Origin of the sequence: Pleurocapsa sp. PCC 7319, assembly GCF_000332195.1 — a bacterium.
In the GTDB taxonomy this organism is placed as follows: domain Bacteria; phylum Cyanobacteriota; class Cyanobacteriia; order Cyanobacteriales; family Xenococcaceae; genus Waterburya.
Genome location: NZ_KB235922.1, coordinates 279,045 through 291,528, shown reverse-complemented (window position 1 = coordinate 291,528; position 12,484 = coordinate 279,045). Strand labels below are relative to the sequence as shown.

10 protein-coding genes are annotated in these 12,484 nt (G+C 37.6%); 5 read left to right on the top strand and 5 right to left on the bottom strand.

The features are described 5' to 3' along the window. Entirely contained in the window at nucleotides 1-1,038 is a 1,038-nt protein-coding gene (locus PLEUR7319_RS0105440) for a mevalonate kinase (RefSeq protein WP_019504190.1), read from the top strand. 12 nt (nucleotides 1,039-1,050) lie between these two features. Beyond that, nucleotides 1,051-1,497 carry a DUF1622 domain-containing protein gene (locus PLEUR7319_RS0105435; protein ID WP_019504189.1) on the top strand — a complete coding sequence of 149 codons (447 nt, stop codon included), beginning with the start codon at nucleotides 1,051-1,053 and terminating at the stop codon, nucleotides 1,495-1,497. A gap of 75 nt (nucleotides 1,498-1,572) precedes the next feature. Here PLEUR7319_RS0105435 and PLEUR7319_RS0105430 read toward each other — a convergent pair whose 3' ends face one another. Further along, nucleotides 1,573-1,866, bottom strand: a complete 294-nt coding sequence (locus tag PLEUR7319_RS0105430; protein WP_019504188.1) for a ferredoxin — start codon at nucleotides 1,864-1,866, stop codon at nucleotides 1,573-1,575. A gap of 406 nt (nucleotides 1,867-2,272) precedes the next feature. Here PLEUR7319_RS0105430 and PLEUR7319_RS0105420 point away from each other — a divergent pair, with 406 nt between their 5' ends. From PLEUR7319_RS0105420 to recA, 3 genes are all read left to right on the top strand, one after another. Next, the gene (locus PLEUR7319_RS0105420) at nucleotides 2,273-3,262 is read left to right on the top strand and encodes a Gfo/Idh/MocA family protein (RefSeq protein WP_019504186.1); all 990 of its coding nucleotides are present in this window, start codon (nucleotides 2,273-2,275) and stop codon (nucleotides 3,260-3,262) included. Between the two features lie 239 nt (nucleotides 3,263-3,501). After that, the gene (locus PLEUR7319_RS0105415; protein ID WP_019504185.1) at nucleotides 3,502-6,294 is read left to right on the top strand and encodes a GAF domain-containing protein; all 2,793 of its coding nucleotides are present in this window, start codon (nucleotides 3,502-3,504) and stop codon (nucleotides 6,292-6,294) included. Between the two features lie 426 nt (nucleotides 6,295-6,720). Beyond that, nucleotides 6,721-7,797 carry a recombinase RecA gene (gene recA / locus PLEUR7319_RS0105410; protein WP_019504184.1) on the top strand — a complete coding sequence of 359 codons (1,077 nt, stop codon included), beginning with the start codon at nucleotides 6,721-6,723 and terminating at the stop codon, nucleotides 7,795-7,797. A 173-nt stretch (nucleotides 7,798-7,970) separates the two neighbouring features. Here the strand turns inward: recA and PLEUR7319_RS43065 are convergent, their stop codons facing one another. The 4 genes from PLEUR7319_RS43065 to PLEUR7319_RS0105395 all read right to left on the bottom strand — a co-directional run bounded on the left by PLEUR7319_RS43065 (nucleotide 7,971) and on the right by PLEUR7319_RS0105395 (nucleotide 11,810). Next, the gene (locus PLEUR7319_RS43065; protein WP_256380625.1) at nucleotides 7,971-8,093 is read right to left on the bottom strand and encodes a hypothetical protein; all 123 of its coding nucleotides are present in this window, start codon (nucleotides 8,091-8,093) and stop codon (nucleotides 7,971-7,973) included. Beyond that, nucleotides 8,083-8,604, bottom strand: coding sequence for a DUF937 domain-containing protein (locus tag PLEUR7319_RS0105405; RefSeq protein WP_019504183.1), 522 nt, complete (start codon nucleotides 8,602-8,604; stop codon nucleotides 8,083-8,085). Before PLEUR7319_RS0105405 ends, PLEUR7319_RS43065 begins: the two co-directional genes overlap by 11 nt. 354 nt (nucleotides 8,605-8,958) lie before the next feature. Continuing rightward, nucleotides 8,959-10,638, bottom strand: a complete 1,680-nt coding sequence (gene groL, locus PLEUR7319_RS0105400) for a chaperonin GroEL (protein ID WP_019504182.1) — start codon at nucleotides 10,636-10,638, stop codon at nucleotides 8,959-8,961. Nucleotides 10,639-10,955: 317 nt separating this feature from the next. Beyond that, nucleotides 10,956-11,810 (bottom strand): response regulator transcription factor, encoded by an 855-nt coding sequence (locus tag PLEUR7319_RS0105395; RefSeq protein ID WP_019504181.1) that lies wholly within the window; start codon nucleotides 11,808-11,810, stop codon nucleotides 10,956-10,958. Between the last annotated feature and the right edge of the window lie 674 nt (nucleotides 11,811-12,484).

The window sequence follows — 12,484 nt, the reverse complement described above, 5'->3', positions numbered from 1 at the left end:
ATGGATATTTTTATTCCTGGTCGTCTTTGTTTATTTGGGGAACACAGTGATTGGGCTGCTGAATATCGTCAAGCAAACCCTAATATTGAACCAGGCTACGCTATTGTCGTGGGCACGAATCAAGGTATCTACGCCAAAGTAAAAATACATCCAAATTTAGTATTTCAAACTGCTAATTATTCTCAAGTGCTGGAACTGGCAATGGAGGAGAAACAGTTATTAAGTATGGCAAAGACTGAGAATTTTTATAGTTACGTGGCAGGAGTTGCTTATCAGGCTCTAATTCGCTATCAAGTAGGTGGCTTGGCTATCGATAACTATCTAACCGATTTACCAATTAAAAAAGGTTTATCATCTAGTGCAGCCATATGTGTTTTAGTCGCTAGAGCTTTTAATCATCTCTATGATTTGGGTTTGACTATTCAAGAAGAGATGGAGTTGGCTTACAGAGGGGAGAGAACTACTCCTAGTCAATGTGGCAGACTCGATCAAGCTTGCGCTTATGGTAGTCAGCCAATTTTGATGACTTTTGACGGTGCTCAATACAAGATAAAGCTTATAACTGTAGCCCAGGAGCTTTATCTGATTATTGTTGATTTAGCTGGCTCTAAAGATACTCAGACCATACTCACCCAACTCAATCAATGTTATCCTACTGCCCAAAATTCTATTCAGACTCAAGTTCAAAATTATCTGGGTAAAATGAACTCCCATCTAATTCAACAAGCTGTTAACGCTTTACAACAAGGAGATAAGGCAACAATTGGTGATTTAATGAATCAAGCACAAACTGAATTTGATCGCTGTTTAATTCCTGCCTGTCCCGATCAGCTCAGCGCACCTATATTACATCAATTACTGGCTCATCCAGCTCTACAACCTCACATTTATGGAGGTAAAGGAGTTGGTTCACAAGGAGATGGTACAGCACAGCTAATAGCTCGCGATCGCGATAGTCAAGCCCAGGCGATCGCAATTATCCATCGAGATTTCCCGCAAATGCATTGTTTCCCATTAAATATTCCTCAAACTAACTAATTAATGTTTTGTATGTCTTTTTCAGATCTGGCAATAGCAACTGTAACAGAAGCTGAGAGCGCCAACCCTATTGTGGACTTTAATCACTTAGCAGAAGGTATATTATTACCGACAGCAATACTTTTGAAAATAGTTATTGAAAGTATTGCCCTATTGATCCTAGCTTTAGCAATTATTAAAGCTGTTCAGAAGTTACTTTTTCATAACGGTAGAAAAAATCGAGAAAAAAAACTTAATCAAGTCAGATTAGATTTAGGTACAGCCTTAGCATTGTCCTTGGAATTTTTACTAGCTGCTGATATTGCGGCAACGGCAGTATCGCCAAGTTGGGATGCAGTGGGTAAATTAGCTGCTATTACAGCCATCCGAACATTTCTCAATTTCTTTTTGGAAAAAGAAGTCAAACAATTAGCACAAAAAAAATTGAAAAATGCGCAAGACAGAACCACAGAAACATAGGAGAAATTTAAAAAACATAAAAAAAGAGACGCTCTAAAATTCAGAACGTCTCTTTCTAAGAGTTTGAATTCTTGCTTAGTAAAGCTCTTCCTCTTGGTGGGTAGTAATAGTGCAATCAGAGCTAGGATAAGCAACACAAGTAAGAACATATCCCGCTTCGATTTGATCGTCATCAAGAAAAGACTGATCGGATTGATCTATAGTGCCAGATTCAATTTTGCCAGCGCAAGTAGAGCAAGCACCTGCACGACAAGAATAAGGTAGGTCTAGACCTTGTTCTTCAGCAACGTCAAGAATGTACTCATCATCGGGTACTTCAATAGTTTGCTCGCCGTCAGGCATTTTAAGAGTAACGTTATAAGTAGCCATGTCTGTTTTCCTCTTCTACAGGTTGATATGTCAATTGCCGTTTAGTCGGAAAATTCAATTTATTCCTTTAAGTTGAACAAGTCTATTTCCCTAATAAACAAGCATTATGTTTGATACTAAGGGAAAAATACAAATTATTGATCGTGCATTAGTAATGAGATTTGTAATTTATCGTAAAATAAGTTTTACTTATGTATTAACTTGAGGTAAAGAACTTGAGTAGTCAAAACCAGGTTGCCAGCTCAAACGTCCAAATAGCAAGATTTTTTTGGTAACAGAACTATTTAAAAAGATTCTCATTTTTCTTGAAAAATAACTATTAATTATAGTTATATCTATGATTGATGATTTGTTCTTAGAGTAGAAAATAACGCATCTACTTTGTAATTGGTCTAGTAACAGCAATATGTCTATCAAAGCAGTTTCCCCGCTTAAAGTTGGAATAGTTGGTACGGGGTATGCCGCAACCAAAAGAGCAGAAGCTCTCAAATCTGATGCACGTACCGAGTTATTGGTTGTTACCGGAAATACCCCTGAGAAAATGCAGCAATTCTGTCAAACTTTTGCAGTGGCGGCAGTAGATTCTTGGAGCAGACTGGTTAATTTACCGGAATTAGATTTAGTATTTGTCTGTACCATTAATCGCGACTGTGGTGCGATCGCCAAGGCTGCTATTTTAGCGGGAAAACACGTTGTCGTGGAATATCCTTTGGCTCTTGATTTAAAAGTTGCTACAGAAATAATCGAGTTGGCAGCAGCACAGCAAAAATTACTTCATGTAGAACATATGGAAATTATTGGTGGTTTGCATCAAGCTATTAAGCATTATTTACCAAAAATAGGCAAAGTATTTTATGCACGTTACGCTACTATCAGTTCTCAGCATCCCGTAAAATGCAGTTGGAAATACCATCGAGCTATGTTTGGTTTTCCTCTAGCAGCCGCTTTATCTCGTATCCATCGCCTAACAGATTTATTTGGCACTGTGGATACAGTTACCTGTCAAAATCGTTATTGGCATGGAGCTGATTCAGATTACTTTACCGCTTGTCTTTGTAACGCGCAATTGAACTTCAGTAACGATATTGTGGCAGAAGTTACCTATGGCAAAGGAGATATTTTTTGGCAAAGTCATCGTACCTTGGAAGTTTATGGAGAAAAAGGAAAAATTTTATTTATTGGCGAAAAAGGAACTTTGATTACAGAGCAAAATCAAATAGAAATCCCTGTTACTCCACGTCGCGGCTTGTTTGCTAAAGACACAGCCATGGTTTTAGATTATTTGTTTGATGAGCAACCACTTTATATACAACCTCAAGCAAGTCTGTATGCTCTGCGAGTAGCCAGTGCTGCTCAAGAGTCTTCATCTTTGGGTAAGACAATTTATCTTACTTAAATACTCAAAATAGGCGCATTAAATTTATCAAAAAGCTTAGAGCTTGGAGCTTATGGCTTATAGCTGGGGCGAAGCCTTTTTATGAATAAATTGTTGTCATTTTATTATTTTGAGTAATTCAGATAACATAAGTGAAAATTCAATAAAGTACTAGATAGCTCCCATAATTTCCAACAATCTATACAAGATCGACTCTTTACTTTGGTTTCTGGAATTATTATTAAAAATTGTGTAAATTAATGACCGATCAAAATTCATTTTTGACTTTTAACAACTCATCTAATCCATTCCAAACAGTTGTTCAAGCTGTAAAAAAGCCCAAAAAGCTTCCTCCGGCATCCTCATCCTCTCCGCCCCCCAAGCCACCGATTAAAAAATCTCCCAAATTTAGTTTAAGAGGCAAAGTGGTGTTATCAGCGATCGCCCTTAGTGTAATTCCTGTGGCGGTATTAGGAGCAATTGCTTACAAAGTTACAGAAAGTCATGTCACTCGTCAGATTAGTCAGACACAGTTAGAGCGTACTCATCATCTGGCTGAGATGTTTGAGGAATATATTAAAAGCCGTGTTAATGAAGCAGAAACATTAGCGGAAAGTCCGATATTTAGTAATCCCAATGTCATGGAAGTGGTTACTGTTAACCAAAAAAAGTCAGCCTTAAACGCTTTTCAAGACCAGACAGGTTTTTATGACAGCATTGTCTATTTAGATCTTCAAGGAAATCCCAGATTTCAGAGTCAATCTGAACGACCCCTGCGCCAAAACTATAGCAGTCAGCAATATTTCCAAACAGCGATTGCCAGCAAACACACGACAATGAACGAAGTGGGTATATCCCCATACACGGGAGAATTAAGAATGGAGTTTGCTGTTCCTGTCAAAAATGCTTGGACGGGTCAAGTAATGGGCGTAATACGCTTTAGAATACCTAGCGATCGGATTACCCCTATATTCAGTAAGTACGTTACCAAAGATGAAGATTGGCATCTAATCAATACGAAAAAGACATTTTTTGCCAGTGCCATCGAAAATCTGGTTAATCAACCTCTGGGCAACTACTATCCCCAACTGCGAGCTGCCCATGAAGCCAAACAAATGATTACTGTTAAGGCGAATAGTCCTGAGGTTTCCAATCAGGAACAGTTAGTTAATTATGTACCTGTCGAAGTTGGTGCCATCAACCCTGAATTGAATTTAGGGACAGCGATCTCCTTAGATTCAGAGATTGCTTTTGCACCTTTAAAACCGCTGCGATGGATTTTTGGAATCGGTACTATCGGTACGGTTTTACTGGTCGGTTCAATCGCTGGCTTTTTGGCTAATCGTATAATTCAACCTTTATCCAAACTTACTTCGGCTGTAAGTCTGCTGAGTCAGGGACAACTTGACACCAGAATCAAACTAGATAGCCAAGATGAACTAGCTTTGTTGGGGGAGCAGATTAATGAAATGGCAGAGCAGCTAGACATCACCATGCAGCGTCAAAAAACTATCGCCAGAACCGCTGAACTTATGGCTAAGATGTCTCAAGCACGTACCACGAGAGAATTACAACTACCATTTAGTCTATTTTTGGCAGAAGTTCGTCGCCTGATTAAAGCTGACCGGGTTATTTTTTATCAGTTCGATCAACATTGGACGGGAAGAGTAATTGCTGAATCTGTAGCCCGAGAATTTCCTCGTACTTTGGGTGTACAGTTTGACGATCCCTGTTTTGCACAAGAATATGTCAGAAAATATCAGCGCGGTAGAATTCGAGCCGTAGCAGATATTCATCAGGCTAGTTTAACTGAATGTCATCTACAAATGCTAGAACCATATGCTGTTAAAGCTAGCTTAGTACTCCCAGTAATTCTAGATGGACAACCAACTCGTGAATCGGAAAGACTAATTGGTTTATTGATTGCCCATCAATGTTTTGATACTAGAGTTTGGGAGCAATCAGATATCGATTATTTTCAGCAAATAGCCTATCAATTGGCAATGGTATTGAGAGGTTATTTTGACCATCAAGTAGAGTATTCTCAAAAAGCTGACATCGAGAAGGATATTACTCAAGTATTGAGTTGTTTGGATGAGATGGCTCAGGGAGATCTGACTGTCAATCTATCGAGTGAAGATTTTCTGGCCATTGATGTTACTCAATGTTTTGCAACTATTCTCAATAATATACGTCAAACTATTGCCCAAATTAAAGTTCCTAGCAAGCAAATCAACAGTGAATTGGGAATGAATCAAAAAGATTTAGCTGATTTAAAAGATCAATTAGGATACCAAGCTAACCAACTGGTCTTGATTTTTGCTTTTATGGACCAAATCGTCAACTCGATACAAGAAGTTTCGTCTCAGGTAAAATTAACTTCCGAGACAGTGAACTCTGTCGTAACAGATATTGAATTAGAAAAAGGAAATTTTCATCAGGCAAGCAACTATGTGTACTACCTGGGAAATACTTTGCGGGACAATAGTGACAAGATTAAGAACCTCAGTAGTGCCTCTCAGAAAATGACTCGAGTGATTGCTGCTATTAGAAAGATTAATTTACGAGCTAGTCTCTTAGCGAGTAAATTAAGTAAACGGATTCCCAAAATAGATGAATCTGCATTTGGGCTGCAACGAGAAATCGAATCCATTCAAGAGTCGATTGCCGCTACAAAAGAATTAGAAAATGTAATTCTTGGTATTGATAACGAAATTTCTGAAGTTTTACGTAATTATGAAGCCAGTGAAAATCGGTTGGAGCAGGAAAACCATCTCATAGTTCAGGCCAATAACAATTTGCACCAAATTGCTAAAACCACCAGAAAAGCTCAACAGCAGCTCCTCTCTTTGGTTAACAGTACTAGTGGTCAGGTGCAAATTACTAAGCAAATCAATATCTACAAAGAGGAGCTTGACAAAACTGTCAGTCATCTTCATCGTTTAAGCGATCGCACTGTCACATCATTAGAACAAACTAGAATCAAGGCTAGAGACTTGGAAAACGTTGTTGACTTTTTTAAGTTGAATGATCGAGAGACGAAGGATTCGTGACTAAAAGTAATCATTCACTCCCCCCGAAAAAAGCGATGATTATTAAGAAAACTAAATTCAGCTCGCTCAACTTTATTAATCTTTATCAAATTTGTTTTTATTAGTTAGTCTTAAGGTTAGTATTGACTTTTATGTTGATTTTTTTGTCAACCAATGAGAAAATATGATAGATATCATCAGCACAACATTATCATGGCAATTAGTTTCCAGATCGTTAATATCAGCTTAACTATCGGTCAAACTATGAGTTAAACAGACTGAATTCCAAGTCTAAAATCTTAACCAACAAATGGCTTCGCCGTAGCTATCGGCTAAAAGCCGTTTACCTAGGTAAACTTTAAAGCTAACAGCTAATAGCTCATAGCTTTTTGATAACTTCTCAGCAATTTTTCCCAACTATTTTTCACTCTATTGATTGAGGCATTCATGGCAACTCGCGTAAATACTTCTAGCAATTCCGATAAAGATAAAGCCCTAAATTTAGTTTTAAAACAGATTGAGCGCAACTTTGGTAAAGGTGCAATTATGCGCCTTGGAGATGCTGCCCAAATGAAAGTAGAAACAATTCCCAGTGGTGCATTAACTCTGGATGTCGCTTTGGGAGGAGGGTTGCCCAAAGGTAGAATTATTGAGATCTACGGTCCAGAAAGTTCTGGTAAAACTACTCTTGCTCTACACGCGATCGCCGAAACCCAGAAAACAGGAGGAGTAGCTGCTTTTGTCGATGCCGAACATGCCTTAGATCCCACCTATTCAGCAGCTTTAGGAGTAGACATTGAGAACCTGTTAGTAGCCCAGCCGGACAACGGGGAATCAGGGTTAGAAATTGTCGATCAGCTAGTGCGATCGGCAGCAGTAGAATTGGTGGTAGTAGACTCGGTAGCCGCATTAACTCCCCGTGCCGAGATTGAGGGGGAAATGGGAGATAATCAAGTAGGATTACAAGCCCGCCTCATGAGTAAAGCTCTGAGAAAGATTGCCGGTAACATTGGAAAATCTGGGGCGACAGTAATTTTTCTCAATCAGCTACGACAAAAAATTGGTATTAGCTATGGGAATCCGGAAGTAACTACTGGTGGAAATGCACTCAAATTCTATAGCTCAGTCCGCTTAGATATCCGTCGTATACAGACCTTAAAAAAAGGAAATGAAGGTATGTATGGTATTCGAGCTAAAGTCAAAGTGGCCAAAAACAAAGTGGCACCTCCTTTCCGTATTGCCGAATTTGATATTATTTTTGGTCAAGGAATCTCTAACATAGGCTGTCTACTAGATTTAGCAGAGGATGCAGATATAGTTGTCCGCAAGGGTGCCTGGTATAGCTATAAGGGCGATAATATTGGTCAGGGTCGAGACAATACAATTAACTATCTACTAGAAAACCCAGAGATGGCGGCAGAAGTCGAAAAACTTGTCAAAGAAAAGCTTAACGAAGATGCTACCGTATCAGCCAACTCTGTATCTCCTGAAGCACTAGATACAGATACAGATATCGAAGAATAAATAATCTTAAATAATTTTAATTGAACTGATTTTAATAACCCTCTCATTTGTATCCTTTGATAGTGAGAGGATATTTTTATGGTGATTAAATATAATAATTACCTTTAATAAGATGAAGAATAATTATCAACTTAAGCTTGGCTAGAAATCTAGTCAGGTTTTTTTGATGATGATTAGATTTTTAAAAAGAGCGATCGCCATTTGACAAGCGATCGCATAATAACCGTAGTTTGACCAAGCCCTTCGGGCTGAAGTAATGAGTAATGAGTAAGCAGAGGAGGTCTTTTATCTGCCAAGATAACGATATGCCATATTCATCGCATCAGTTAAATCGACATCACCATCACCATCGGAGTCTAAAAAACTATTAACAACTGGATTATTATCCCGCAAGTTACCTTGTTTATTACCAGTTTTAAGCAGATTTAGGACTAAAGGGACTAAAATAGGTAGGATAGCTTGGATTGTTTGTGTATTTAAACCAGTACGACGATTAATCTGTTGCATCATCTCTCGTATCTGAGAATTACTAAATAAAGCTGATAAAATTTGCGAGTTAGCCCGAGTACCACCAAATTGATTAACTAGTTGATTAACTTGGGCAGTACCACCCTGAGCACGCTGTTGTTGTAATGCAGACTTGGTATAATTGCCAACTATGGACATTGCCGACTGTACCGCATCAGGATTAGCTTGATAGCTTCCGCTCACCTGTTGTACAGTATCAAGTATGTTGCCGAGTTGATTAGAACTAGCCTCTCTCTCAGGGTTATCGATCGCACTCAGAATTTGATTGAAAATACTCATAGTTATTGTCCGGCAATTTTTTCTTCTTGTTTGAATAAATTATCGGCTAAATCAGAAATAGAAATAAAGGACTTACATTTCTATTCATAAAATCAATGAAAACTTAATTAACTTTTTGATAAGCTTGTTCGATTAAACAACGAATAGAATTATTTTTATCTCTCTTACAGATATTAAGAAGGAAATTAATTAACCAAAAATTATTGCCGAATATTGGATTTTTGAAATCTAGTATTAATCAAAAAAATGAGGCAAATCTATAATTAAGACTTACCTCAAAGTTTGAGTTACTTACATTTAAATTTTTGCTTGCACCATGTTTAAGCAGATAAGCAATAAGTAAGGGAGAATGGACTACATCATGCCCATGCCACCCATGCCACCCATGCCGCCCATACCGCCCATGCCACCCATGCCGCCCATGCCACCAGGCATACCACCAGGTGCAGCAGCTTCGGGTTCGGGTTTCTCTACTACTAAGGCTTCGGTAGTTAAAACCATGCCAGCAATTGATGCAGCATTCTGTACAGCAGAGCGAACTACTTTAGCAGGGTCAATAATACCTGCTGCAATCATGTCGCCAAATTCATCAGTTAAAGCATTGTAACCAACGTTGAATTCAGTGTCTCTGACTTTTTCAACAATTACAGAACCTTCAACTCCAGCATTATTAGCTAGTTGACATAAAGGTGCTTCTAAAGCTTTAGCAAAGATATCGGCTGCTACTTGTTCTTCATCTGAAAGCTGAGTTCTAAAATCAGCTAAATTTTTGGCAAGATGGATCAAAGTTGTACCGCCACCTGGAACAATACCTTCGTCTACTGCTGCTTTAGTGGCATTAAGAGCGTCTTCAATACGTAATTTACGGTCTTTAAGTTCTGTCTCTGTGGCTGCTCCAACTTTGATTACAGCCACTCCACCTGCCAGTTTGGCAATTCGCTCTTGCAGTTTTTCGGAATCGTATTCAGAATCAGTTTCCGCTAACTGTTTACGTAACTGCTCAACTCGTTTAGCAATATCACCACTGTTGCCAGAACCAGAGACAATAGTAGTATTTTCTTTGTCAATGGTGATCTTTTCAGCCGAGCCCAACATATCTAAGTCTACACTATCCAAACTTAGACCTACTTCTTCAGAAATTACCTGACCACTAGTTAAAACTGCAATGTCTTGGAGCATCTGTTTGCGGCGATCGCCAAACCCTGGAGCCTTAATCGCAGCTGCATTAAGTACCCCTCTAGCTTTATTTACTACTAAGGTAGCAAGGGCTTCGCCTTCGAGATCTTCGGCAATAATTAATAAAGGTTTGCTGTCGCGAGCAACTTTCTCTAAAACTGGAACTAAATCAGCGATCGCACTAATTTTTTTATCCGTAATTAGGATTGCTGCGTTGTCAAATTCAACGATCTGTCTTTCCTGATCGGTAACAAAATAAGGAGAAATAAAACCGCGGTCAATCTGCATCCCCTCGACCACATCTAATTCTGTAGCCAAAGATTTGGATTCTTCTACGGTAATAACGCCATCTTTAGTAACTTTATTCATTGCTTCGGCAATCATATTACCGACTTCTTCGTCATTACCAGAAGATACTGTTGCAACTTGTGCGATCGCCTCACCTGCTACTGGCTGGGCTACAGTTTCTATTTCTTTAACCAAGAAAGCAGTAGCCTTATCTAACCCTTTCCTAAGAGCGACGGGATTAGCTCCTGCGGCTACATTTTTCAAGCCTTCTTTAATCAAAGCTTGGGCAATAACCGTAGCAGTGGTTGTACCATCACCAGCTGTATCTTTAGTTTTTGAGGCAACTTCCTGGATTAACTTCGCACCAGTATTTTCTAAAGGATCTTCTAAATCAACTTCTTTGGCGACGGTAATTCCATCATTGACAATTTGAGGCGCACCAAACTGCTTCTCTAACAAAACATTACGTCCCTTAGGACCAAGAGTAATTTTAACAGCATTAGCTAGAGCATTAACACCCTTTTCTAATGCGCGTCTTGACTCTTCATTAAACGAAACGATTTTCGCCATAGGATTATATTCTTAGTTCCGTTACTGTAGTTCAATTAGTAAATCTAGCACTCTTGATCAGCGAGTGCTAGACAACATTATCTAAATTTTTGATTTGGTTAGTCTTGTAGTGATTACCGAAATGCTTTGGCTAATTCTAAAACTTTGCTCTGGGAAATAGACTTTAAGTAATGATTAAAACTTTTTATTTAAATTTTTTTTAGATTATACTTTTAGTGTGTAGCCTAAAAAAAGCTTAAAATTAGGATCTATATATTTAAGTCAAATAAATTTGTCTTTCTTAAAATCAACAGTTTATATTTAGTATCAAGTGTAGTTTAATACAATAGCAACATACTGACAGTAACAAAAACAATACTCAAAAAAATCACGAAATAGCGCATAGAGTTGATTTGATGTTCTAATTGTTTAATTGATTGTTTGCTACCAGCAAAAAGAGTATTAATGTATCTCTGCTGCTCTAGATTTCGGTTGTCAATCTGCATCTCTATCTTCTGGGTATTGGGAATAGAGTCATGAAATTGACTATTAGCTGCTTTAATACCACTTTCTAGCTGGTTGCTTACCTGATACTGAAAATTTTCTAAGCCAGTACGAAAATCTTGCTTGAGATTATTTATTTGTAATTCCATTTCTTGATAGAGTTCTTGTCGTTCCGCTTCATTTCTTAATAAGATTTTTTTTTCCATTTTGATCATAGATTGAGTGTATTTATCCTCTAATTGAGATAAATTTTCAGCAGCTTGTTCCTTATCATAAATGAGACGAGAAAGCAGCTTTTCAAATAATCCTGGTCCTAATTGAAAATATCCTCGCTGAACAGCGCGAATAGTATCAACAATTTCTTTAGCTGAAGTATTCTTGAGTAAATAACCTCTAGCTCCAGCTTCTACGGCTGCATTAATATTCTCTTCATCATCATGACTACTAAGAATAATCACTTTGATATCTGGAAAACGCTCACTAAGAATTTTAGTTACGGTTAAGCCATCCATTTCAGGCATTTCTAAGTCAACGATCGCAATATCAACTTTTGTTTGATCCAAATGCTCAAAAGCTTCAAGACCATTTGTAGCTTTACCCACCAACTCAAAATCTGCTTCTGCTTCTAAAATCGCCTGTAATGCCTGTCTTGTAAAGTTTTGGTCGTCTACAATTAAGATGTCAATCATAAAAATCTCCTCTGGTCAGATAATCTCCTACGGTCAGATAATGCAATGTTTATTATTTGATATATATATAGTCCCTAAACGTTCCCAAGTAACCAAAATGTTGTTAAATAGTCTAAACGGCTTTTATTAAATATAAAGTTAAAAACAGTTTCTTGAAGAAGTTAAAGAGCAATTAATAATTTAGATTGATTGGATAGTTATTGAAGCATTAGAGAAAATGTCAAATATGTCGGTATATATGAACTAAAATACTGGTAACTGATATTCACCACTGATTAATTATCTACACAGTTATAATGTTCTTACGAAACTGACAAACTTCCAGTCAACGCTCTTCTCGCACGAAGTAGTTGCCGCACAATCATGCTGTATCAATATAGGTATTAACATTACTTGTTTTTTGAAATATATACACAAATTGATATCTTACAGGAGTTTTCGTAATTTGACTTCCGTACAGAACATTTATCGGAAGTATTTTTACTGAAAAAATATTATCAATATTTTGCTAGTTATCTATACTAATTTGATTTCATTTCGTAATAAAAACTAGGAATAAAAACAACGAGCTGCTTTTAGATTTTTTAATTATCAGAAAAAGAGATTTTATTATGAGAAAGTAAACTTGATGAAGCGATAACTTTAATTTCAGAAAGAATATTGAGATATTGATG